This is a genomic window from Paenibacillus baimaensis (assembly GCF_025567575.1).
In genome coordinates, this window is sequence record NZ_JAOQIO010000089.1 from 105,373 (window position 1) to 128,603 (window position 23,231).

At 47.8% G+C, this 23,231-nt stretch carries 20 protein-coding genes; 15 read left to right on the plus strand and 5 right to left on the minus strand.

What is annotated here, in order from left to right; translation table 11 throughout:
* Nucleotides 1–356: 356 nt before the first annotated feature.
* Both OB236_RS23030 and OB236_RS23035 read left to right on the plus strand, forming a co-directional pair.
* On the plus strand, nucleotides 357–668 hold the full coding sequence (locus OB236_RS23030) for a PadR family transcriptional regulator (protein WP_262686075.1): 312 nt from the start codon (nucleotides 357–359) through the stop codon (nucleotides 666–668).
* Between the two features lie 18 nt (nucleotides 669–686).
* Nucleotides 687–1,313: a DUF2812 domain-containing protein gene (locus OB236_RS23035; protein ID WP_262686076.1), complete on the plus strand. Its 627-nt coding sequence runs from the start codon at nucleotides 687–689 to the stop codon at nucleotides 1,311–1,313.
* Nucleotides 1,314–1,330: 17 nt separating this feature from the next.
* Here the strand turns inward: OB236_RS23035 and OB236_RS23040 are convergent, their stop codons facing one another.
* The gene (locus OB236_RS23040) at nucleotides 1,331–2,032 is read right to left on the minus strand and encodes a hypothetical protein (protein ID WP_262686077.1); all 702 of its coding nucleotides are present in this window, start codon (nucleotides 2,030–2,032) and stop codon (nucleotides 1,331–1,333) included.
* 62 nt (nucleotides 2,033–2,094) lie between these two features.
* Here OB236_RS23040 and rpiA point away from each other — a divergent pair, with 62 nt between their 5' ends.
* From rpiA to OB236_RS23055, 3 genes are all read left to right on the plus strand, one after another.
* Entirely contained in the window at nucleotides 2,095–2,763 is a 669-nt protein-coding gene (rpiA, locus tag OB236_RS23045; protein ID WP_262686079.1) for a ribose-5-phosphate isomerase RpiA, read from the plus strand.
* A gap of 114 nt (nucleotides 2,764–2,877) precedes the next feature.
* The gene (locus OB236_RS23050) at nucleotides 2,878–5,136 is read left to right on the plus strand and encodes a helix-turn-helix domain-containing protein (RefSeq protein WP_262686081.1); all 2,259 of its coding nucleotides are present in this window, start codon (nucleotides 2,878–2,880) and stop codon (nucleotides 5,134–5,136) included.
* Between the two features lie 85 nt (nucleotides 5,137–5,221).
* Nucleotides 5,222–6,763, plus strand: a complete 1,542-nt coding sequence (locus OB236_RS23055) for an SAM-dependent methyltransferase (protein ID WP_262686082.1) — start codon at nucleotides 5,222–5,224, stop codon at nucleotides 6,761–6,763.
* 110 nt (nucleotides 6,764–6,873) lie between these two features.
* On the opposite strand, the gene OB236_RS23060 is transcribed toward OB236_RS23055, so the two are convergent.
* Nucleotides 6,874–7,749 carry an AraC family transcriptional regulator gene (locus OB236_RS23060; protein ID WP_262686083.1) on the minus strand — a complete coding sequence of 292 codons (876 nt, stop codon included), beginning with the start codon at nucleotides 7,747–7,749 and terminating at the stop codon, nucleotides 6,874–6,876.
* Nucleotides 7,750–8,175: 426 nt separating this feature from the next.
* Between OB236_RS23060 and OB236_RS23065 the strand changes: the two genes are divergently transcribed.
* The 5 genes from OB236_RS23065 (at nucleotide 8,176) to OB236_RS23085 (ending at nucleotide 13,072) form a co-directional block, all read left to right on the plus strand.
* Nucleotides 8,176–9,057, plus strand: coding sequence for an ABC transporter permease (locus tag OB236_RS23065; protein WP_083689640.1), 882 nt, complete (start codon nucleotides 8,176–8,178; stop codon nucleotides 9,055–9,057).
* Nucleotides 9,058–9,074: 17 nt separating this feature from the next.
* Nucleotides 9,075–9,953, plus strand: coding sequence for a carbohydrate ABC transporter permease (locus tag OB236_RS23070; RefSeq protein WP_076235003.1), 879 nt, complete (start codon nucleotides 9,075–9,077; stop codon nucleotides 9,951–9,953).
* A gap of 68 nt (nucleotides 9,954–10,021) precedes the next feature.
* Nucleotides 10,022–11,554: an extracellular solute-binding protein gene (locus OB236_RS23075; protein ID WP_262686084.1), complete on the plus strand. Its 1,533-nt coding sequence runs from the start codon at nucleotides 10,022–10,024 to the stop codon at nucleotides 11,552–11,554.
* A gap of 85 nt (nucleotides 11,555–11,639) precedes the next feature.
* On the plus strand, nucleotides 11,640–12,350 hold the full coding sequence (locus tag OB236_RS23080; RefSeq protein ID WP_262686085.1) for a ThuA domain-containing protein: 711 nt from the start codon (nucleotides 11,640–11,642) through the stop codon (nucleotides 12,348–12,350).
* Nucleotides 12,347–13,072 (plus strand): SDR family NAD(P)-dependent oxidoreductase, encoded by a 726-nt coding sequence (locus OB236_RS23085; RefSeq protein WP_262686086.1) that lies wholly within the window; start codon nucleotides 12,347–12,349, stop codon nucleotides 13,070–13,072. The genes OB236_RS23080 and OB236_RS23085 overlap by 4 nt, the downstream gene beginning before the upstream one ends.
* Before the next feature lie 33 nt (nucleotides 13,073–13,105).
* Here the strand turns inward: OB236_RS23085 and OB236_RS23090 are convergent, their stop codons facing one another.
* Nucleotides 13,106–13,960 carry an AraC family transcriptional regulator gene (locus tag OB236_RS23090; protein WP_262686087.1) on the minus strand — a complete coding sequence of 285 codons (855 nt, stop codon included), beginning with the start codon at nucleotides 13,958–13,960 and terminating at the stop codon, nucleotides 13,106–13,108.
* A gap of 142 nt (nucleotides 13,961–14,102) precedes the next feature.
* Between OB236_RS23090 and OB236_RS23095 the strand changes: the two genes are divergently transcribed.
* Nucleotides 14,103–15,266, plus strand: coding sequence for a Gfo/Idh/MocA family protein (locus tag OB236_RS23095; protein ID WP_262686088.1), 1,164 nt, complete (start codon nucleotides 14,103–14,105; stop codon nucleotides 15,264–15,266).
* A gap of 91 nt (nucleotides 15,267–15,357) precedes the next feature.
* On the opposite strand, the gene OB236_RS23100 is transcribed toward OB236_RS23095, so the two are convergent.
* Nucleotides 15,358–15,981, minus strand: a complete 624-nt coding sequence (locus OB236_RS23100) for a YjgB family protein (RefSeq protein ID WP_262686089.1) — start codon at nucleotides 15,979–15,981, stop codon at nucleotides 15,358–15,360.
* A 104-nt stretch (nucleotides 15,982–16,085) separates the two neighbouring features.
* Nucleotides 16,086–16,259 carry a hypothetical protein gene (locus tag OB236_RS23105; RefSeq protein ID WP_179097622.1) on the minus strand — a complete coding sequence of 58 codons (174 nt, stop codon included), beginning with the start codon at nucleotides 16,257–16,259 and terminating at the stop codon, nucleotides 16,086–16,088.
* Nucleotides 16,260–16,406: 147 nt separating this feature from the next.
* Here OB236_RS23105 and argC point away from each other — a divergent pair, with 147 nt between their 5' ends.
* From argC to OB236_RS23125, 4 genes are all read left to right on the plus strand, one after another.
* A complete protein-coding gene (gene argC, locus OB236_RS23110; protein WP_262686090.1) occupies nucleotides 16,407–17,360 on the plus strand; it encodes an N-acetyl-gamma-glutamyl-phosphate reductase in 954 nt (317 codons plus the stop codon).
* Between the two features lie 114 nt (nucleotides 17,361–17,474).
* Nucleotides 17,475–18,254 carry an SDR family NAD(P)-dependent oxidoreductase gene (locus OB236_RS23115; protein ID WP_262686091.1) on the plus strand — a complete coding sequence of 260 codons (780 nt, stop codon included), beginning with the start codon at nucleotides 17,475–17,477 and terminating at the stop codon, nucleotides 18,252–18,254.
* 381 nt (nucleotides 18,255–18,635) lie between these two features.
* The gene (locus OB236_RS23120) at nucleotides 18,636–22,943 is read left to right on the plus strand and encodes a DEAD/DEAH box helicase (RefSeq protein WP_262686092.1); all 4,308 of its coding nucleotides are present in this window, start codon (nucleotides 18,636–18,638) and stop codon (nucleotides 22,941–22,943) included.
* Between the two features lie 83 nt (nucleotides 22,944–23,026).
* Entirely contained in the window at nucleotides 23,027–23,179 is a 153-nt protein-coding gene (locus OB236_RS23125) for a hypothetical protein (RefSeq protein ID WP_262686093.1), read from the plus strand.
* The last annotated feature ends 52 nt before the right edge of the window (nucleotides 23,180–23,231 follow it).

Genomic DNA, 23,231 nt, shown 5'->3' on the forward strand with positions numbered 1-23,231 from the left:
TGAATAATGAGCGGAGCGGACAAATGATCCTGGAGAAGCGTTAGCGCTCGCCTACACGCTTTCTGTAAGAAAGCGACTACGAAAGCATAGGCTGTTTCCGTACTTTTACAGCTAAATCTCTTATAAAAATTCAAAAAATACGGAAACAACAGCGATCGGAAGGATATTTGGCCGCGCAGCGGGACTTATTCACTGGACTTCTAGTATGCGCGACCCGGATTATATTATAACTTAACGCTACCTTGCCAAAAAGTAAATGGAGCCTTTCAAGGGGTTGCAATATACAGCCGAACTATATATAGTATAACTATACATTTGAACTATATACAGTCGCGTTGAGTAAAAGGAGGGGAACCATGAGTAGAGACAAACATTTACCGCTAACGGAAACCGTTTATTATATTCTTCTGTCCTTGATCGAACCGGCTCATGGATATTTGATTTTGCAAAAGGTGGAGGAGCTCAGCGGCGGACAGGTAAGAATGGCGGCGGGGACACTTTACGGAGCCATTGAGAACTTGTTGAAGCTGAAATTTATACAGCCTGTTACCAGTGAGGACAGCCGGCGCAAGGTCTATGCTATCACAGAACTGGGACAGGAAATGCTACGTCTCGACTTTGAAAGAATGAATCATATGATTGAGGTTACGAAACATACCTTGAGATGAGAAATGAGGGAAATCGTGATGAGAAAATTCAAGTTTTTTATTAATTTTGACAAGGAAGAAGAGTGGCTGAATGAGATGGCGAGGCAAGGCTATCTATTCACAGGGAAATCATTCGGGTATAAGTTTCAACCAGCCAAGCCCGAGCATGCAGCGATAAAAATGGATTACCGCACCTTTAAGAAAAAAGAGGATTTTGAAGATTACCGCGCACTTTTTGAAGACAGTGGCTGGAAGCATATCGCCGGTACGAAAAGCTCCGGTGCTCAATATTTTAAAAATTCAGGCGCTCACGGAAGCGAAGATATTTTCTCGGACACCGATTCCAAAGCAGCAAGATATAAGAGAATTTCAGAAATATGGGTCTCAACGGCTACTGCCTTAATCCCTCTGTTCGTTGTACTGACGACTACTGACTCGATTGATGTGAAGGCTTTTTTGAACCCGAAATTATTATATTACACACAAGGATTATGGGAGAAAAGCGGAGCGGTTTTTTGGCAGGCCTTTCTTTTTGAAACACCGTTTGCTTTATTCAGAGGGTTTTTCTGGATGCTGATTCCGATTATGATCATTGTATGTTTTACCCTGGCCCATAAAGCGAATAAGCTGTATAAGGAATCACAAGAAGGTCATTATACAAAATAAGTTTTACAAACTAAGTTCTACAAACGTCTTTGTGAGGCTTCGTTTTTGACCGTAATATCAAAGCCCGACATGCTTCCGCTGAAAGGTGTTTCGACATCCTCGGCCCATTTTTTGAAGGTTACTGTTATGGAGCTTTTATGATGGGTGGCCATGTGAAGAGTTTGATCACCAAGCACATCCAATTGCTCAAGGAAAGCGTTGTTCGGAAACGGTTCTTTTCGAATCATGACAGAAAAATCGACACTCTGACCATGGTTAATAAACGTTAAGGTACAGCTGCCATTCAGCCATTGCTCTTCTCTTTTGTAGCTGCAGCTGCTGCCTTGCTTGTCATACTCCAATGCATAAATTCCTTTTGCAAACATGGTTTGATAGCCGATAACCAGGTTTGCTGGCAGCCATAATAGCGCGATGATAGCCGCGAGCACTATTTTACGCGGATGCTTGTATAAGGACGATCTCAGTAAAAACAAGCCGGTAAATGCAATCAGCAAAAGTAAAATGCTAAAATAATTGATCCCGGAATGGCCATTTGACCATGTAGGCAAGCCTGCCGCTGTAAACCATTGTTCGCCTAACGGGATTGCGTCAGGATATGTCCAGGATAAGACCAGTGTGAGTATGATTAAGCTTACAGCAGCGATTAAACGATTGCGAGAAAACATGGAATCAATCCCTTCCATTTTATTTTCCTTATTGTACCATACGGAAATTACCATTCCAGCCTTTCCTGATTTATAATCAAAGTGATCGATCATGCAAATAGCAGGGAGTGATAGCTATGAATCCAAAAGAAATTGCCGCTCAGCAGGCTGTCCAATTCATTGAAGAGGGAATGATTGTAGGACTCGGAACCGGATCTACTGCCTATTGGGCGATTCAACAGATAGGGCAGCGAGTACAAGCAGGACTGCATATCCGTGCGGTGGCAAGCTCACAAAGCTCAGAGGATCTGGCCAAACAAGCAGGGATTCCGATGGTCGAATTTTCCGAAATCACAAGTATTGATCTGACCATAGACGGGGCCGATGAGGTTGACGATCAGCTGAATTTGATCAAGGGTGGCGGAGGGGCGCTGCTGCGGGAAAAAATCATCGCTTTCCATAGCAAAAGGTTTATTGTCATCGTGGACGAATCGAAGCGGGTGGAGCATCTGGGACGGTTTTCGCTGCCTGTCGAGATCGTGCCATTTGCCTCCAATCTAACGATTAACCGTCTCACAGAACTGGACTGCAAGCCGCAGCTGCGTCTGGATAACGGCAAGGAATTTGTGACCGATAATGGCAACTGGATCGTGGACTGCAAATTTGAGAAAATCCTGCTGCCGCAAGAGCTGGGAGCCCAAATTCATTCGATACCGGGCGTTGTGGAGCATGGACTTTTCGTCCAAATGGCAAGCTCGGTTGTTGTTGGCTATAAGGACGGCTCAACGAAGATATTGTCCAATTGATGGGGCTTGTAGGACAGTCTGGCGAGGTAAAGTTTCTTCGCCAAGATTTGTCCTCAAAAGCGAAAGTATATGATACAATGAGAACCATTATACATGCAGTATGGAGGAAGCAGTATGCCCTCGCGATATTCTTTTTTTATCAAGCTTATGACATTTACTACCTTGATCAGCACCATTCCGCTCCTATTTCTCGGTATCTATTCTTTCTTCCAATCGACTTCCACGGTTCAAACTAAAGTTAACGAAGCCAACGTGTTCATCCTGCAGCAGTCGCAAAGCCGCGTCGAGCAAATTCTCAAAGTTATTGAGCAAGTATCAGGCCGTTTCGCAGAAACGCCTTTGGTTGTCAATTCTGTATCGAGACGTATGGAAATTGAAGACTTTCAGGATGTGGATTTGCTCGTTAAAGGACTTCTTAGTGTTCAAACCTATGAGCTTGGTGTTAAAGACATCGAGCTGCATAGTCTTCAGAACGGCTGGTATATCAAGGATAGCGGTTTTTACTTTGGAACGGATACAGCGAAGATACCCGTTTCTTTGAATGCTGCCAATAATTCCCGTTGGATGCCGGAGCAGAGTCCAACCTTTGCCGGCTTGAAGCTGGTGAAGGCCATTCCTGCCACGGCTGCTGAGCCAAAGGGTTATTTGTCCGTCCGTGTATCCAATACGGAGCTTGCCAAGCTGCTCACGCAGGGCTTTTCAACTCGGGAAACGATGATTCTGGACGATAAAATGAATATTATTATACACAGCAATGTGCAGAGGATCGGCCAAAGCGTTGCATCCGAGCCTTGGCTGCAGGAGCTCAAAAACACGGATCAGACACAAGGCTATATTAACAGCACCTCGCAGGGAGTTTCGTACAGTGTTATCTATAACCAGTCTCGCTATAATAACTGGACGTATGTGTCGATCATTCCTTTGGAGGAAGCGAAGAAGGAGTCCGCTTCGATCGGTTGGGCAACGCTAACTGCATGCGTGCTGCTGCTGCTTTTTACCGGACTGCTGTCTTATTGGGGCTCCAGACGAATGTATTTTCCAGTGCGCAGTCTGATGGAATTTACGATGCGTCACAGCAAACCTACGAGTGGAGGCGCTGCGGTTAAGGATGAATTGCAATGGATTGGTACGCAGTTTGCATCCTTGCATCAGTCTAATGAACAGCTGGAAGGGCAAATGAAGATCCAATCCGCACAGCTGGTTGATTATTTTATGTTGAAAATGTTTCAGGGCGAGCTGTATCGCAGCGAGCTGGAGGATAAAGCAGCCAAGTTTCAATTCCCGGTCTGGCGCCGTTATGCGGTGCTGGTTCTGCAAATCGATACACTTGCGCAAACCCGCTATAATGCGAATGAACAGGATTTGCTCCTGTTTGCCATTAATAATATGGCGTCCGAGCTGATTCCGCCGCCGCAGCGAATTCATGCGATGCCGATTGGTAATTATCAGGTGACACTTGTTGGTAGTGATGCCGAGAATCAAAGCGAGCTGTTAAGTGAGCTGGGCAGTCTGGCCGAGTCGGTTCAGCGGGCTGCTGCTGAATATTTGGAGCTGAAGGTCAGTATCGGGATCAGCAGACCGTATGAGCTGCTCTACACAACGTCGCAAGCCTTTCTGGAAGCGAAGGAAGCTCTTCAATACCGGATTCGTCTAGGAGAAAAGGCAATTCTGTATCTGGACGATCTGAAGCCGCAGCAGGAGTCACGTCATTATTATCCGCATCATTTGGTATCCGAGCTTACGCAGGCAATCTCCTTTCTCGATAAGGACAAGGCCGGAGAGCTTCTCCAGCAGTTCATACAGGATGTACTTCGGGTCGAAACCGATCCTCACTTGTACCGGATGTCGTTCGCGATGCTGCTGACTGATCTCGCCCGAATGCTCTACGATATGGGGGATACCGGAGAGCTGTTCTCTCAGGATCACCGCAATGAGTACGAGCAGCTGTTCAGTCTGAGGACGCCGCAGGAAATTGAAGACTGGTTCAAGACCCAGATCATTCATCCTATGATGGAGCTGACCCGCAAGCGGCATGAATCATCAGGCAAAAGCATTTCCCGTTCGGTAATGGATCTGGTACAGGAGCATTATGACAGTGATCTGACACTGGAGCAGTGTGCGCTGCGCCTGAATTATAGTACCCACTACATTCGCCGGATGTTCCGTAAGGAAACCGGAATGAACTACAGCGACTATTTGGCCGGGTATCGACATGATATGGCCAAGAGCTGGCTGAGTGGGACCGATATGAAAATCACGGAAGTCGCCGAGCGACTGCAATATACGAATGCACAAAACTTCATCCGGCAGTTTCGTAAGCTGGAAGGGATGACGCCGGGACAGTATCGGGAACAGAAAATGAGTGAGCTGTAAAGGCATCGTAGAGGAGCCAGGTTATGTATATCCGGAGCTCCTTTATGCTGCGTTTAAATCCATTAAGCAAAGCAGGTTATCCAGTATGAACCATAACGAACCGTCTAAATATCGTTTCAGTGAAGCACCTATTTGGGAACTGCAGCGAGCCTATTATGAGGAACAAGGAATTCGTGCCTGGCAGAGTGAAGAAGTTCCGCAGTACATCACGAGTAATCCGATGATTGCGACTGCATATGCGGAAATCATATTCGGGTTTCTTCAGGATAGAGCCAGATTAGGCCTTACATCCGCACCCGTTACGATTGTGGAGCTTGGAGCAGGCTCGGGTCGATTAGCCTGTCAGGTTCTTAAGGAGTTATGCGAGCTTAAGGATTATGCGGGCCTTCCGCTTCCTCCTTTTCGCTATGTCATGACGGACTTAGCTATCCGCAATATTTCGTATTGGCAGCAGCACGAGAGCTTGGTTCCCTATGTCGAGCAAGGGATATTGGATTTTGCGCAATTCGATGCGGTGTCAGGCACAGATCTGCATTTGACGCAATCGGGCGAGCGTATAGGACCTGCTGAATTGGAGCAGCCGCTGCTGATTATCGCGAATTATTTTTTTGACAGTATCCCGCAGGAACTGCTGTATGTGGATGAGGGCCGCATATTTGAATGCGATGTTTCGCTGCATGTCCCGGATGAAGCCACCAAGCAGACTCCGTCGGATGTGCTGGAAACCATCATCCCTGAGTACCATTATCGCAGAGCGGCTGAATACGAACAGGAATCGTATCCTTACCACAGCCTTATCGAGCTGTACATGGACAAGCTGGAGGATTCGCACGTTCTGCTTCCGGTAGTGGGACTGGCCTGTTTGGAACGCCTTGGGCAATTGTCGCGAGCAGGCTTTTGTCTGCTTACCGCAGATAAGGGAGACCATCGATTGGAAAGCTGGGAATTTGCCGAACCTCCCAAACTGATTCATCATGGGAGCTTTTCATTGGAGGCCAACTACCATGCTATTCAATATGTTTGTGAGCACAAGGGTGCGTTAACCTTATTCACCACGCATCAATATAACAATTTAAATGTGGGCTGCATCCTTATGCTTCAGGAACCGATCAATTATGCCCATACCCGTCTCGCATATCGGCGGTTTGTAGATCGCTTTGGCCCGGATGATTTTTTTAGTCTCAAAGCCTGGTTTGAGGAGCAAACCTCTGTCATGGAGCTGCCGCAGCTGCATGCTTTCTGGAGATTAAGTGGTTACGATGCTCAGCTGTTCCTTCATAGCACAGAGCGCATCGAGGAGCTGCTGCCCACATGCAGCGAGCAAGCAATGAAAGATATTTGTCATGGAATGCATACGATGTGGAAGAGCTACTACCCCATGGAAGAGAAACCGGATTTAGCTTTAGCTTGCGGGAGGCTGCTGGTTCAAATGGATTTGTTCGAGGATGCGTTGGTCTTCTTTGAACGGTTACGTTATGTAGATGATGCAGATTCTCATATCCTTTACACGATGGCGCTTTGCTATTATGAGGTCGGCAAAGAAGCTGCTGCAAGAAATTATGCCTATAGAGCTACAGCCTTGGAGCCTGATCATGAAGGGGCTTTGGCGCTGCTGGATCTATTGTAGATCGGCGATAGCCTCCAATGACCGATTATCAGATGCGGCAGGATGATCCCTGGATCCATTAAATCCAGAGCGATCTTCCTGCCGCACAACTGTACTTTACTCCGTTGGATTCATTTCTTTTTCAAAATCGGTATCCATATTTCACTTTTAAAAGTGGGTGAGGTTACATCCTTGTGGGCATTCCACAGCATTTCCGGACCTTCTATTTGTTCATAGCTGGAGGATGGGAACCATTCGGAATAAATACGTCCCCACACATTCTGCAGCGTATCAGGAAAGGGGCCGATGGCTTCAAATACAGCCCATGCTGAGGCAGGGACCTCGAGCAGTGTGAGATTATCCGGACACGCCTTGGTTGTTGCTGCACCAATATAGTGATCAAGCTCCCCTTTTTCCTCCATCCTGCCTTCTGAAAAGTTTGTTGATGCACTAAGCAGTCCTATTGGCTCGACATTGGAGAGGCTTTTAAGATTCTGGATCGTTTCAGCATCTAAGCTTTTCCACATAGCGTCAATCTCCGGATTAACTCCGTTGAAAATGATAGGAACTCTTTTCTTAATACCAACAATGCGAAATGCTTCTTTATCCTCAATTCGATAATTCATTTCAATTCCTCCTTTAATGGTTAGCTGGAAGGTCATAGGCGGGTAGGCTTTCAGAGAATGGCCATTATTTCTGGCTTCTGACGGTGTAATACCATGCACATGGTGAAAAGCTCTTGCAAACGAATCGGGAGAGCCGTAACCGTATTTTATTGCGATGTCAATGACCTTTACGCTGCTCTCTTTCAACTCAAATGCTGCCAGAGTAAGGCGTCTGCGTCGGATGTATTCCGATAACGTAATGCCTGAGAGAAAGGAAAACATCCTTTTAAAATGGTATTCGGAGCAGTAAGCCCGTCTTGCTGCTTCTTTTAGATCAATCTCACTCGTAAGATTTTCCTCCATGTACGTTATCGCTTTATTCATGTTCTTAAGCAAATCCATTTATTTGACCTCCTTGATTCATACAATAACAGGAATTGAAAACGTCCATCCGACATTTCGTGCACGATGATGTTGGGTCACTCCGATTATTCACTACCATTTAAGAGTACCCTATAATGCTTGGGTTTCCCAAATGCTGTCAAGGATGAATGGTCCCTGACGGTTTTTTAATAGGGCGCAGGCTTGCTTTCAATGATTACGGACAAGGGACGCTAGTGATTATTATCCATGCTAAATCGCTGCTAAACCCTTGATATGACTGGAACAAGGCAATTGGAGCGCTGTTGATTATTGAGCGCAATTCGGAGTCCTTGGTATGCTGACGCTATCAACAGGAATGAAGGAGGACGATGATTGGTGGAACTAACTTCTGTGCCGGCACAAACGGCTAACCGGAGCAAAGCCCGCCGAAGATTACAACGTCTGATGAAAAACAGGTGGCTGTATCTGATGGCACTCCCGGGTATGCTCTTCTTTATTATTTTTCGCTATTTTCCGATGTGGGGGTTACTTATTGCCTTTCAGGACTATCAACCGGCTCTCGGCATGATGAATAGCAATTGGGTCGGACTGAAGCATTTTGAACGTTTTTTCTTTGATGCTTCCTTCGGTATGCTGTTCAAGAACACACTGATATTGGCTATTTACAATTTGGTGTTCTTTTTTCCACTGCCGATTGTACTGGCTTTATTGTTGAATGAAATTCGCAAGGAAGCCTTCAAGCGCACGATTCAAACCATTGTATACATTCCGCATTTTGTATCGTGGGTCGTGGTTGTCGGGATCTCTTATATCTTCTTCACAACGGAAGGTGGAATTGTCAATGATATGCTGGCAGCTCTGGGATTTCCCAAAATCGATTTTTTAATTTCCAGTGACTGGTTCCGAACGATGATCGTATCTCAGGTCGTATGGAAGGAAACCGGCTGGGGAACGATTATTTTCCTGGCAGCATTGGCAGGGGTTGATCCTCAACTGTATGAGGCTGCAACGATTGATGGGGCCGGACGATTCAGACGGCTGTGGCATATTACACTTCCAGCGATCCGTGGCGTTATTGTTATTCTGTTCATTCTGAGACTTGGATCTTTCCTGGATACCGGATTTGAACAAATCTTCCTGATGCTCAATTCGATGAACCGCGAGGTAGGCGAAGTATTCGATACGTATGTCTATAATGTCGGGATTCAGCAGGGACAATTCAGCTACAGCACAACAGTCGGTTTGTTTAAATCGCTGATCGGGCTGGTGCTTGTAGTGGGCGCAAATCGAATGGCCAAAAAATTCGGTGAAAGCGGCCTGTATTAAGAAAGGGACGGTGCAGGATGGTTAATAAAGGCTTGGGCAGCCGTATCTTTGACGGCTTTAATTATACTTTTTTATTCGTATTCGCTTTAATCACGATAATCCCGTTTATTTACATCGTGTCGGTTTCCTTTGCAGAGCCGGAAGAGGTGCTTCGTCGTGGCTTTATCCTCTTTCCGACAACCTTTTCACTGGAGGGATACCGTTATATTTTCTCAACAGATACGATTGTTCGCAGTCTGTTCGTGACCATCGGCATTACCGTGGCGGGTACGCTGATCAATCTCATCTTCACCTCGCTGCTGGCTTATCCGTTATCCAGACAAGATTTTGACGGGAGAAAGCTTTGCATGATGCTGATTGTGTTCACCATGCTGTTTAATGGCGGCATTTTGCCGACCTTCATCGTAGTGAAAGCTATGGGGTTATTGAACAGCTATTGGGCTTTGCTGATTCCGAATGCAATCAGTGCCTTCAATCTAATCGTGATCGTCAGTTTTTTTCGGCAGCTGCCGGACGGTCTGGAGGAGGCGGCGAAGATCGACGGCTGCAGCGATCCGGGTATATTGGTGCGTATCGTGCTTCCTTTGTCAGCGCCGGTGCTGGCGACGTTTGCCTTATTTTATGCGGTAGGCCATTGGAATACCTTTTTCAGTGCGATTCTGTACATTAACGATTCGAAAATGTGGCCTATTCAGGTATGGCTGCGGCAAATCGTTATCTTGTCCCAGGGCGGGATTGGCGACTCGACCCAGTTCGACCAGAACTTTGTGGCGCTGCCGCCGCAAATTATCAAGATGGCCGTTATTGTCATCTCAACCGTACCGATTTTGCTCGTGTATCCTTTTTTACAGAAGCATTTTGCCAAAGGGGTACTGCTTGGTTCCGTAAAAGGTTGAAACGCGTTCGGACGATTGATGTTCGGGATACGTTCACATACAATTAGATTAGGGGAGGCACATTCACAATGAAAAGACGTAACGGTATAAACAAAGCAGGCATCGCCACAATGGGTATCATGGTAGGAGCTGCGGCAATGCTTGCAGGCTGCGGCAGTGACAGCGGCAAGGCTCCTGCGGCCAGTCCCGCCAGCAATAATGCGGCAGTAGAAAATAAAGGACCGCTGAAGCTCAGCATCATGACGCTCATGTATTCCGAGCCGCCCAAAGCCGACAGTGAGGCGCAAAAGAAAATTGAAGAATATACCAACACCAAGCTGGATATTTCCTGGGTGCCGAATTCCTCTTATAAAGAAAAGGTTAATGTTACGATTGCTTCCGGTGAGCTGCCCAAGGCACTGCTCGTTCAAAATAATAAGGATTCCAACATCCTGGCTGCCGTCCGTTCGGGCGTCTTCTGGGAGGTAGGACCGTACCTGAAGGATTATCCGAACCTGTCCAAAATGAATAAGTCCGTGTTCGATAACATCAGTGTGGACGGCAAGGTTTACGGCGTATTCCGGGCTCGTGACCTGGCGCCCAGCGGGATTATTTTCCGTAGTGACTGGTTGAAAAACGTCGGACTGAGTGAGCCCAAAACGATTGACGAATTATACAATGTGCTGAAAGCCTTTACACTTAACGATCCGGACAAAAATGGGAAAGCAGATACCGTAGGGCTGACCGATGAGAAAACGATGGATGGCTTCGCGGTAGTCGCATCCTATATGGGCGCACCAAACGGATGGGAAGCAAAAGACGGCAAGATGAGCCCGGATTTCATGTCACCTGCTTACTTTGAAGCGATGAAATTTTACAAAAAGCTGTATGACGAGAAGCTGATCAAGCAGGATTTCCCTGTGCTGAACAATCAGCAGAAGAAAGATGATATTAACCAAGGCAAAGCAGGGGTAGTTATCTCGAGCATGCTGGATGCACCGAATTACCAGGCATCCTTGACCAAATCATTCCCTGGGGCCGATGTAGATGTGGTTAGCCGCATTAAAGGATCTGCAGGAGATAGATCACCAGGCGGACAGGGCTATAATAGCGTGTTTATGTTCCCTAAATCCAGTGTGAAAACGGAAGCAGAGCTGAAGCAGATTTTGGGATTCTTTGATAAGCTGTCTGATCAAAAGATGCTGGATTTACTCGGATGGGGTATCGAGGGAAGACATTATAAAATGGAGGACAATAAGCCAACCTTCATCGATCAGAAGCTGTTTGACACGGAGGTCGGCTCCAGCTTGCTTCAATTGCAGGTAGCCAAATATTCGGCGAAAACAACGGGTAAAGAAACACCTCTAATGGAGAAATATGGTAAAATGATTATAGACAATGAATCGATTGCTGTTAATAACCCGACTAATCCGCTTGTATCGGATACACAGACGACCAAAGGCAATGAATTAAAGCCGATCATTGATGACGCTCGCACTAAATTTGTATTGGGCAAGCTGGATGAAGCTGGCTGGAAGCAAGCGATTGAGCAGTGGAAAAAAGCAGGCGGTGACAAGGTTATCGAGGAATACAGTGCACAATACGCAAAAATCAAAAAATAACCGGATCGAAATAGAGAGGGGCAGCGATGCCCCTCTTGTATGCTGCAATCAGTTCTATCATATCTGGGTGTGAGGAGAGGGAATAATGACAAGTAAACACATTAACATACTGCTGATTTCCGGAAATGACCAGCATAAATGGCATAATTGGGAGGAAACAACGCCACTTATCAAGGAAGCGCTGGAGGAAAATAGAGCGATTAACGTAACGGTTTCTTATGATATCGAAAGTCTGGCGGAGGAAAGCCTGCTTGCTTTCGATGTGATTGCTTTCAATTACTGCAATTGGCAGGACCCGACAGAGCTGAGCGAGCAGGCCAAGGCTAATGTCATTGAATTTGGTGAAAGGGGCGGCGGGATTGTGATTCTGCATTTTGCCAACGGTGCTTTTCACTTCTCCCTGCCGGAGGCGGGACCGTCGGATTGGCCGGAATATCACCGCATCGTACCTCGGGCATGGAATCATCATGGCAAGAGCAGGCATGACAAGTATGGCGAGTTTGAAGTGTTTATGACGGACAATGCCCATCCGATTACAGAAGGGATTGCGTCTTTTACCATTACGGATGAACTATATTTTGATCAAGAGGGCGACGTGGATATCCATCCGTTGTATGCTGCACATTCGAAGATTACGGGTAAGGAAGAACCGCTTGCCTGGGTAAGTGGATATCGCAACTCAAGAGTATATCAAACGTTGCTGGGACATGATCGGAACGCTTATCTTGTGCCTGAGGTAAGGGAAATGCTGAGACGGTCCGTAGTCTGGGTAACCGAAAAGGAGCAGCAATCATGACGAGCACAAAGACGGTTTGCATATCGGGTACCGATAGAGGGATTGGACTGGCATTGACCCACCAATTGCTGGATGCAGGTTATACGGTATTTGCTGGGGGCATCGTGCCTGACAATGAATGGTTGAAGCAGCTTCAGGTACAGTTCCCAGAGCAACTGCACGTCATTACGTTGGATGTGGGCAGTGACCAGAGCGTAAGGGAGGCCGCTGCATTCATTGAGAGTAAGACCGACAAGCTCGATCTGCTGATCAATAATGCGGCGATACTCGGTGATACGCTGGCTACGGTGGAGGACACTATTGACTTCGATGAAGTCCAACGTGTGTACAATATTACGGCAGTTGGTGCGATTCGCTTGTCGAACGCCTTGATTGGCCCGATTATGAATGGCGGCAAGCTGATCGTCAATATTTCCTCGGAGGCAGGCAGCATTGGGAACAATCAGCGCGAAGCCTGGTTCGGATACTGCATGGCCAAAACGGCATTGAATATGGGCTCATCCCTAATTCATAACACCATTCGCAAGCAAGGCGGGCGTGTTCTATTGCTGCATCCAGGCTGGGTGAAAACTTTCATGCATGGTGCCTGGAGCGATAAAGGGACGCATACGCCAGAGGAAGCAGCCGTACATATCTGGAACCGGATCGAAGCGCTGAAGGATCTGCAGCGTGAGCAGCCGATTTATGTAGAAGCCGATACCGGTGAAGAATTACCTTGGTAGACGGCATCCCGCCAACGTCAATATCCTGATGGGTCAGGTTCTTTTGTGAATATGCAGCCGGTATTGGTGCGGTGTGCTGCCCATCGTATGACGAAATACACGGCAAAAGTAAGAAGGGTTGGGAATTCCAACTCGAACCCCGATTTCCGGAATGGATAATGATGTTGTGATCAGATACACACAGGCGTGCCGGATTCTCGTTGCCTGCGTGTAAGCGACAATGGTCGTTCCTGTGGCCTGCTTGAATAAGTGGGCGATATGGTAATGAGAGAGATGCAGCTCCTCAGCCAACTGCTCCAACCGAAAAGGCTCATGATAATGCTCCTCGATCCACTGCATCACCTCTTCAGCCCGATGATGATGCCTTCTCGCAGGTAAGGAGGAATTGTCTTCGGGCTTATACCCTAATGACTTTAATTGACGAAGAAAGCCAAGCAGGAAAAAATGGAATTCTTCCTTGATTTCATGTGCGTTCATTTTCGATCGTGCCTCGTTAAATGTTCCCAAATGAGTAATAATCGGCTCGGATTCCCGAATACTGTGTACCGGTATAACGTTGGTTTGCTGCTGCAAATCAAGGAAAAACCGTTCAATGACAGGGAAGGTGGCCCAATAGGGCTTCAGCAATGCAGGGTCGAACTGGATGACGGTTCTAATGAATGGTGAATCGGAAGTGACATGTATTTGCACGCGATGCAACTGAAAGGGCTGGAAAATCATTAAGGTGTTGGGCTCGATGGAATAGGTTCTGCCCTCAATAATTAAATTGCCTCTTCCTGTATGCACATAGGTGAACTCCATCTCGGGGTGGGCATGGAAGACTTCTTTAAAATTTAGCGTTGACGTTCGCCGATAGTCAAATTGGAACGGATCGGAGACGATGCTCATCCTCTGGGTTCACCACGCTTCGTATTAATAATAGCAAGATATGAACATTTTATCACAACATCGCTGCATAAAATAAGCCCGGATTCGATTATGATGAAGATATGAAAAAGCATGAAGTATCTTAATCTGGAGGGATTCAGCTATGTTGAAGGTAGCGATTATCGGAGCGGGAGCGATAAGCCCGTCTCATATCCAAGCTTATTTGAAATTTTCGGAGCGCTGTGAAATTGTGGCGATTTGCGATATTTATGTGGACAAGGCGCAGTCGCGTATCGATCAATTCCAATTGACCGCGGCCAAGGCCGTTTCCGATTATAAAGAGCTGTTGGGGCTGGACATTGATCTCATATCCGTGTGTACACCTCCGTACACGCATGCACCGATTACGGTGGATTTTTTGCAGGCAGGCAAGCATGTACTGGTAGAGAAGCCGATGGCGTCCTCGCTGCAGGAATGCGATGAAATGAATGAAGCCGCCCGAAAGAGCGGCAAGATCCTGTCGGTCGTCGCTCAAAACCGTTTTAAAACACCGATGATGAAGCTGAAATCGGTTCTGGAAAGCGGACTGATGGGTCCGATAGTCCATGCACAGGTTGATTCCTTCTGGTGGCGTGGACATTGCTATTATGATTTGTGGTGGCGTGGTACCTGGGAGAAGGAAGGCGGGGGCTGCACGCTTAATCATGCCGTGCATCATATCGATGCGTTCCTGTGGATGATGGGACGTCCGAGCGAGCTTCAGGCATTCATGAGCAATACGTCGCATGACAATGCAGAGGTTGAGGATCTGTCTATTGCCATGCTGCGTTTCCCGTCCGGTGCATTGGCCCAAATCACGAGCTCCGTCGTCCACCATGGCGAGGAGCAGCAGCTTATTTTCCAAGGCAAGCAGGCTCGTGTCTCTGCACCATGGAAGCTGAAGGCATCGAGCTCGAAGGCCAATGGGTTTCCTGAACCGAATGTTGAATTGGAGCAGGAAATCGTCAAGCTGTATGAGGAACTGCCGGAGGTAGCGTATGAAGGCCATCAGGGGCAAATTGATAATGTGCTGCAAGCCATCGAAACCGGTGCTCCCTTGCTAATCGATGGGATTAGCGGCCGCAGTACGCTGGAGCTGATTCTGGGGATTTACAAATCTTCAAGCACAGGTGAAAAAGTGACCTTCCCGATTAGCGCGGACGATCCTTTCTATACCCGTGAAGGGATTCAGGCGAATGCCACTCACTTCTATGAGAAGAAGGCATCGGTTGAGAATTTTCAGGATCAGGCGATTACAACAGGCAGCAGTTTGAAGACAGGCAGATGATTCGGTTAAGGATTGAGCATACAAAAGCAGCAGGTCTCAGGATTTTCCTGGACCTGCTGCTTTTGTATGTCCGGTAAGGACAGAATGTCTTTTATCCCGCCATTAAATTGACGGAGTCCTGAGGAGAAAATACGGATATATGGTCCACTTTTCCGGTCGATTTAGGGATGATGAATTTAAGCTGAAATTGATCATTTGCTTTGAAGATGTAGATCGTATCGTCACCATTCAACTTGATGTCGGCGGGTTTGCCCAATGTTTGTTCAATCTGCTGAAGCGTAAGCTTGTGTAGAGAAGGATCATTTGAACGAACATCGAAAATGAGCATGCCTTTGTTAAAGCCGAGCACGGCGTTCTTTTTACTATAGGTAGCGTACACAAAGCCTTTGCCCGCTGAATCCTGTTTATCGGCTTTACCCCAATCCTTTTCTACCTCATCTATCAATGCGGTATGTGCCGCATACTTAATGCCAGGAATCTTGCCTTGTTTGGCTTGCTCAAGGAGCTCTTTAAGCTGCTTACTGGTGTCTTCAGATCCTGCCGCCGCTGTCGGTGCAGGGCTTGGAGTCGTGTTATTCGTCGGTGCAGCAGGTGTAGTTGCTGCAGGATCAGGCGTAGCAGGTGTCGCCGTCTTGCTATCTGAATTACAGGCTGCGAGTGTGAGCACACCTGCGAGCATCATGGAGTAAACCAAAGCTTTAATCTGTGGTTTCATGGTGTTATCTCCTTCATAGATATCATCCTGTTCATTGTTGCAGTTGTTGTTTAGACTGCTTTCAATTAGACGGACGGTATCCACGGAAGGTTGCAACTATCTGTTTACTGCAAACGGTAATCGTCGGTTTTTTCCCCGTCCTCCCAAATTTCCACGAAAAGCGCATCGCAGTCTTCAAAGTCCTCTGGCTTGAAAGCTAGTGCTTTTTCCTCGTCTGTACCTACATACACATTGTCCATAGACTCTCCATTAAAGGAGAGAATCACATATATTTTCATGCTATGAATCCTCCAAAGTTTGATATTCGACATTATAACACAAAAACTTACCAACACCGATGCTTTATATTTTTAAATAGAATTGAATATAAATACAATAAAATGTATAATTATTAATATTAATTTGGGGAATTGAGGTGTTCAGGTATGAGCAATACTGTGTTTGTTGATGGTCAAGAGGGAACTACAGGTTTAAAAATATTCGAGTATTTATCCAAAATAACAGGAATCCAAGTGTTAACCATTGATCCTCTGAAACGAAAAGATCCGCAAGCTCGTAGTGAGCTGCTGAATGCTGCTGATATTGTTTTTCTATGCCTTCCTGACGCTGCAGCCAAGGAGTCGGTTTCACTTGTTACCAACAGCAAGACCAAGATCATCAATACGAGCACTACCTTCAGGACTGACCCCGATTGGGTGTATGGTTTACCTGAATTAACAGGCAGCCAAAGAGAAGCGATTCGCAGCTCAACGCGAGTGTCGGTGCCCGGCTGCCATGCTACAGGTTTTATCCTTAGTCTGAGACCGCTTATTGACGCTGGTGTAGTACCCAGAGATTACCCCGTTAGCTGCTATTCGGTAACAGGCTATAGCGGCGGAGGAAAAAGCAAGATCGAGATGTACGAGGATGCTTCCATCGTGAATGAGAGAAAGCTGGGCGTACCCAGACATTATGCTCTACAGCATACACATAAGCATATCCCAGAGATGCAAAAGTACACCAACCTCCAGTACGAGCCGCTTTTTACACCTATTATTGCCAATTACTATCAAGGTCTGGCTATGTCTGTTCCTTTAATCAAACGGAATCTGACCAAACAAATGTCTGCCAAGAACGTGCATGAGCTATTGTCAGCCTATTATGGATCCGAACCGTTTGTGCGTGTGATGCCATACGAATCCGATGCTTATCTGGATGAGGGTTACTTTAAGCTGGCAGAGTGCAGCAATACGAATAGGATTGAAATCTTTGTGTTTGGCGAGGGGGATCATATCCATCTGTTATCGAGATATGACAATTTAGGTAAAGGGGCGTCAGGAGCAGCTATCCAAAATATGAACCTGATGCTGGGTTATGACGAAGGGTATTGTTTAATCTAATAGGAATCAGAGGCAGAGAAGCCGAATCTGAAATGTATAAGCTGCTTGATTATTTTCTATAAATATACAATAGTATAAGTAGGCTAGCAGAACAGTAGGATGAGGAGATTATGGATGAGTATCTGGGAAAAGTTTGCGATGAAGGATTATTGTTCAATCGTTACTGGAGGGGCAACAGGACTTGGAAAAGCGATGGCCGAGGCACTTGCAGATATGGGATCCCATATCGTCATAGCTGATTTGGATCAGCAGCGGGCCGAGCAAACGGCTGAGGCACTGCGCACGGCAAAAGGGGTCCGGGTACTGGCGATCCAGGCGGATGTCACCAAGAGTGAGGATGTTGAGCGTATTGTTGAAGAGACGCTCGCTTCCTTCGGTAAAATTGATGTGCTGGTGAATAATGCGGGTATCGTGCGTAACGCCAAAGCGGAGGAAATGTCCTTTAAGGATTGGTCCGATGTGATTAATGTGAATCTCCATGGTGTTTTTCTGATGGCTCAAGCAGTAGGGAAAGTGATGATTCAGCAGCGAAAAGGTTCTATCGTGAACATTTCATCGATGTCCGGAATTATTGTAAATACGCCTCAATGCCAAAGCTCTTATAATGCTTCCAAGGCCGCTGTTATTTCATTAACGAAAAGCTTGGCTGCCGAGTGGGCAGTCCATTCAGTCCGGGTGAATACGATTGCTCCCGGGTATATGAAAACAGAGCTGACACAGCCTTTCTTTGATAACGGTGGGGATATGACGAAGCTGTGGATGGAACGGACTCCGCTTGGCAGACCGGGAGTTCCAGAGGATTTGGGCGGAATTGTCGTATATCTGGCTTCCGAGGCTTCCGCTTATGCAACCGGTGGGGTATTCGTGGTGGACGGCGGGTATACGGTACTGTAGTTGGAACGGGTAAGCTTGGGTTAGAGGATGGTTTGAGATTACAAAAGAAACGGCGCCGCGACTTACAGGTGACCGTTTTTTGTTGTTTGTCGTTATAAGTGCGTGTTCAAAAAGTCGACATTTCAGCACCGAGAAGTAAAAGTTTTCGTAGAAAACTCGCTTCGTAAGATGGGAAGAAGGAGGAGCGGAGTTTAGGCAAACCTAAATGAGCACCGGACTTCGAGCCTGATTGCAAGATTCGATGCCGAATACGCTTCCTGTGTAACCGCGTGATCAAAAGGTGACTTTTTGAACAACCTCTATAAGTATATAATAATAGTAACGATGATTAGAGACGCTTGATACAATCAATCCGATCCATATAAGGGGGATTCTATATAGATGGGAACAGATCCTTATTTGCAGCGGGTACATCCAGTTCTGGCTGCCTGGTTCAAGGAAAGCTTCAATGAGCCTACAGATGTGCAGATGCAGGCATGGGCATCGATTGAAGCCAATCGCCATACGCTGATTGCTGCTCCGACGGGTTCAGGTAAAACATTGGCCGCCATGCTGCCGGGATTAAACCGGATTATTCAGTCCAAGCTGAATCCTGAAGGTGAGGAGCGGCCGGGGGTCAAGCTGCTTTATATTACACCACTCAAAGCACTGAATAATGATATCCACCATCACGTGGTTTCTTTTGCGGCGGAATTGGATAAGCTGGCCGAACGTACGGAGCTCAGCTGGCTTGGACTTAAAGCTGCCGTTCGTACAGGAGATACGCCGCAAAAGGTACGTGCCTCCATACTGCGGAAGCCGCCGGATATACTTGTGACGACCCCGGAAACTTTGTATTTGATGCTGACCTCGCTCAAGGCCCGGGAAATTCTGCGCTCGGTAGAGCAGGTTATTGTCGATGAAATTCACTACATCGCAGGGGATAAACGGGGGGCTCACTTATCACTTTCGCTGGAACGGCTGGAGGCGCTGTGCGGGAAGTCGTTTCTTCGTATTGGTGTGTCCGCTACGCAAAAGCCATTGGAACGGGTGGCTGCTTTCCTTGGCGGTTGGTCAGAAAATTCGCTCCGACATGTCAGTATTGTTGAAAGCAGCATGGATAAAAAATTTGAGCTTCGTGTGGCGGTACTTGATCATGACTCTGCTCAAAATAAAGAGGTAGTCTGGTTTGCGATTATGGACCGTATCCTCAAGGAAATGGAAGGCTGCCGCTCGACGTTGATCTTTGTCAACAACCGTAGGCTATGTGAGCGGCTGGCCCAGCAATTGAACGATTATTGCGGCGGCGATTTCGCCAGCTCGCACCATGGAAGCATCTCGCGTGAGCAGAGGCTGGAGGTCGAACGACGCCTGAAAGCGGGCGAGCTTAAATGTCTGATCGCCACCTCTTCGCTGGAGCTTGGAATCGACGTGGGTCAGATCGATGTGGTCATCCAGATCGATTCTCCGCTTGCAGCCGCGACGGGTATACAGCGAATCGGCCGAGCTGGACACGGTGTCGGAGAGGTCAGCCGCGGTGTCATTATCGTCCGTCAGCGCAGCACACTTCCCGAGGTGGCTGTGCTCAGCAGGATGATTCGGGAAAGGGAAATTGAGCCCATCGTTATTCGGCGCAATCCAATCGATGTTCTGAATCAGCAGATTGTTGCAATGATCGCAGCGGATGACTGGACAGTTGATCAATTGTTCCAGCTCGTGCGCGGCAGCGATTGCTACCACACGCTGACACGCGACAGACTGGTAGCGTTGCTGCGTGTACTATCCGGTTATTATCCATTTGTCCGACCTCTGATCGATTGGGATTTGGACACGGACAGGCTGAGCAGCAGAAGCAGCAGCCGGATGGCAGCCATTATGGGAACCGGCACGATTCCGGGGAGCGCCAATTATCCGGTTTACCATATGGATAGCCAGATCCAGCTGGGTGAGCTGGATGAGGAATATGTGCATGAGAGCAAGGTTGGCGAGCTGTTCCAGCTGGGAGCGCAGTCGTGGACGATCCGGGAAATCCGCAATGATCGTATATTGGTAAGTGAAACAGCTAACCGGATTAGCGAAATCCCTTTTTGGCGAAGCGAGGGGTTGGGAAGATCGTTTGGGCTCGGGGAGCGGGTAGGTGTTTTTTTGGCTGAAATATGTGCTCGATTGGAAGATCGTCATGCGGATGTGGACACTATCGATTGGCTGGAGCAGATGTATGGCTTTGATGCGCTTGCATCGGATAGTCTGATTCAGCTGATCAGAAAGCAGCAGGCGGCAAGTGCAGTTCCGACGCACTGCTCTATTGTGATCGAGCATTATCAGGATGCCATGAACCAAACCCATGTCATTCTCCATAATGTGTGGGGACGCAGGCTGAACCGGACGTGGCAGATCGTGCTGGAGCATGAGATTGAGCGTAAGCTGCAGCAATCCCCTTATATGGGGGCTAAGGATAATGGGATCGAGATGATTTTCAAGGAATGGGACGCGGAGTGGCTGTCATCGATTTGGCGGGCTGCGGTGTCAGCGGTCGACCCGATTCTGATGGAGGCAATGGGGCGTTCACCGATGTTCGCAATTACCTTTCGCCGGATGGCTGAGGTAGGCCTGCTGCTGTCACGGCAATTTACGCGGACACCGATGTGGCAAAAGCGCCTGCGCAGCGAGGAACTGCTAAAGGAAGTGCTGCCCTATGCCGAGCAGTTTCCTTTCTTCGAGGCGGCTATCACGGAATGCTTTGAGGAGCATCTGGATGCAGACGGTCTCAAATATGTACTGGGTGGCCTGGAGTCAGGAGTGATAGAGGTCAAGATCACGGCAAGTCGTTTCCCCTCTCCTTGGGCTAATCAATTTATGTGGGACTATGTGAACACTCAAATTTATGAGTCGGATGCGCTCAGCAGCGAGCTGCAAATGCAGGTAATGAACATTAACCGTGAGATGGCAGGCGCGGTATTCGGATCGGCTGCGGTAGGCGTTGTTTATGAACCGGAGGTAGTAGCTGCGGAACGACAGCGTCTGCTGGGCAAGCCGCAAAGCCCTGATGAATTGGCTGCACTGCTGAAAAAGCGAGGCGATTTAAGTAATGCCGAGCTGGAGGAAGCTTACGGAGAGCAAGCCGAGACGTGGATCCAGCAGCTTGAGGCGCAGGGTGTCGTTATCCGCTTGCAGGTAGGCGGTGAGACAAGATGGATCTGCCGTGATGAAAAGGACACCTACGAGCTGTTTCCACATGATCCAGCTTCTGTTACATTCGTGCTGGGTCGCTATATCGATGGTCGTCTGTCGTTCTCGGAAGCAGAGCTGGGACGAAGATATTTGCTGAATGAGGTGCAGACTGCGCAGCTCATGAGGAAATGGGAGCAGGAGCGGCGTATCGAGCGTACTCCTTTTAGCAAAGCTGATCTGGCTTACGAAACTGATGAAATCCAGTGGTCGGGCAGCAAGATTTGCGACCGTATCACACGTTTGTCCTTACAGCACTTCCGTAATGCGGGTGAGCCTGTCGCACCGGCTAGACTCGGGCTTATGCTGCTGCAGCGACACCACCTGCTCCCGGGACAGCAAAAGAAAGGGTTCGATAGCTTGCGTCATGCGGTGACCTTGCTGCAAGGGATTTTTCTACCTTATTCCCAATGGGAGCAGCTGATATTTCCGTCCAGGGTAGCCGGGTACCAGAAGGCGGATCTGGATCTGTTGTGCGCTTCAGGCGAGGTGATATGGATGGGCCGTAAGGAGGCTAACGAAAAGGAAGGCAAGATCGCCTTTTTTCTGGCAGATTCTGCTTCGCTCTATAGTCCGTTTATGCCAACTACAACGGAAACCGCACATCCCGAGCTGCTGGCTCTGCTTCGTACAAGAGGAGCAAGCTTCTTAACCCGACTATCCACCGAAACGGGTCTGGTTCCTTCCGTGCTTCTAGCCCAGCTGTTCGATCTTGTCTGGGAAGGTCATATCTCGAACGATCAATGGTCTCCACTGCGTAATTATAGCGCGGCCAAAGGCAAGCTCAATCCCAAGATGGGCTCGGGCCTTGGACGCTGGTATCCCGTTGAATCGCTGGGTAGTGCTGCTATTCCCCTTGAGGAATCCGCGCTTGCCTGGGTTCGGCACCTGCTGCAGAATCACGGGATCATCACCAAGGAGGTCGTCTCCCAGTACGCACCCTTTTTATGGGACAACATGCTGAAGGTGCTCAAACGCCTGGAGGAGCTCGGGACGCTCACGCGTGGGCTGTTCGTTCAGGGCGTGCAGTCGATGCAATTTATGGAGCGTGATGTCATTGGTATGCTCCGCCAGCAAGACGAGGCCCAGTCCACAGTGGAGGATACGGATCGTGCTGTAGCGATCCATGCGGCTGACCCTGCCGATGTGTTCGGAACCGTTGTACCTTGGCCAGAGGTAGATGGGATTCATTTTACTCGTAAGCAAGGTAATTTCCTTGTATATCATCGGGGTATGTGGGTATGCTGGCTGGAAAATTACGGACGCAAGATCGTATTTCTGAGGGACGATTACAATCAGAATCCGGAGCTGCTGCTGCCGATATTTCGCCAGATGTTGGACTATGGCAAATCCCGCAAAATCGTTATCGATTCATGGAACGGCCGACAGGCGGTCGATTCCCCCGAAGGGCAATTGCTGCTGAAACGCGGTGCAGAGCGAGATCGCAATTCGATTGTATTTTGGCCGAGCACCTTGGGTTAAACACAGAGCTGATACCTCCTGATTAGTAAACAGTGGAGATGGGTAAAATACCATATCAAAGCTACAGGTGAGGCGGGCTGAATATGGATGAAATTATGAAACAAACCAGAATTAACTGGCATCATTTCCTGTCCAACTTTTACTTGATCCTTCATGAACATAGTATGGACAGGGAACTAAAAGCGACCTTTATGAAAAAAGCTTATACGCATACGCTTAAAATAAGAGACTTGTAAAGGTAAAGCATATAGACATATATGCTTGGATATACGTAATAAATAAAGCTTA

Bases quoted from the DNA above. Each gene is read 5' to 3' on its own strand.
- OB236_RS23115 (WP_262686091.1), top strand. From the start codon at position 17,475: ATGAGTATCTGGGAAAAGTTTGCGATGAAGGATTATTGTTCAATCGTT.
- OB236_RS23095 (WP_262686088.1), top strand. From the start codon at position 14,103: ATGTTGAAGGTAGCGATTATCGGAGCGGGAGCGATAAGCCCGTCTCAT.
- OB236_RS23120 (WP_262686092.1), top strand. From the start codon at position 18,636: ATGGGAACAGATCCTTATTTGCAGCGGGTACATCCAGTTCTGGCTGCC.
- OB236_RS23125 (WP_262686093.1), top strand. From the start codon at position 23,027: ATGGATGAAATTATGAAACAAACCAGAATTAACTGGCATCATTTCCTG.
- OB236_RS23055 (WP_262686082.1), top strand. From the start codon at position 5,222: ATGAACCATAACGAACCGTCTAAATATCGTTTCAGTGAAGCACCTATT.
- OB236_RS23090 (WP_262686087.1), bottom strand. From the start codon at position 13,960: ATGAGCATCGTCTCCGATCCGTTCCAATTTGACTATCGGCGAACGTCA.
- OB236_RS23065 (WP_083689640.1), top strand. From the start codon at position 8,176: ATGAAAAACAGGTGGCTGTATCTGATGGCACTCCCGGGTATGCTCTTC.
- OB236_RS23030 (WP_262686075.1), top strand. From the start codon at position 357: ATGAGTAGAGACAAACATTTACCGCTAACGGAAACCGTTTATTATATT.
- rpiA (WP_262686079.1), top strand. From the start codon at position 2,095: ATGAATCCAAAAGAAATTGCCGCTCAGCAGGCTGTCCAATTCATTGAA.
- OB236_RS23075 (WP_262686084.1), top strand. From the start codon at position 10,022: ATGAAAAGACGTAACGGTATAAACAAAGCAGGCATCGCCACAATGGGT.
- OB236_RS23050 (WP_262686081.1), top strand. From the start codon at position 2,878: ATGCCCTCGCGATATTCTTTTTTTATCAAGCTTATGACATTTACTACC.
- OB236_RS23100 (WP_262686089.1), bottom strand. From the start codon at position 15,981: ATGAAACCACAGATTAAAGCTTTGGTTTACTCCATGATGCTCGCAGGT.
- OB236_RS23035 (WP_262686076.1), top strand. From the start codon at position 687: ATGAGAAAATTCAAGTTTTTTATTAATTTTGACAAGGAAGAAGAGTGG.
- OB236_RS23060 (WP_262686083.1), bottom strand. From the start codon at position 7,749: ATGGATTTGCTTAAGAACATGAATAAAGCGATAACGTACATGGAGGAA.
- OB236_RS23070 (WP_076235003.1), top strand. From the start codon at position 9,075: ATGGTTAATAAAGGCTTGGGCAGCCGTATCTTTGACGGCTTTAATTAT.
- OB236_RS23080 (WP_262686085.1), top strand. From the start codon at position 11,640: ATGACAAGTAAACACATTAACATACTGCTGATTTCCGGAAATGACCAG.
- OB236_RS23040 (WP_262686077.1), bottom strand. From the start codon at position 2,032: ATGGTAATTTCCGTATGGTACAATAAGGAAAATAAAATGGAAGGGATT.
- argC (WP_262686090.1), top strand. From the start codon at position 16,407: ATGAGCAATACTGTGTTTGTTGATGGTCAAGAGGGAACTACAGGTTTA.
- OB236_RS23105 (WP_179097622.1), bottom strand. From the start codon at position 16,259: ATGAAAATATATGTGATTCTCTCCTTTAATGGAGAGTCTATGGACAAT.
- OB236_RS23085 (WP_262686086.1), top strand. From the start codon at position 12,347: ATGACGAGCACAAAGACGGTTTGCATATCGGGTACCGATAGAGGGATT.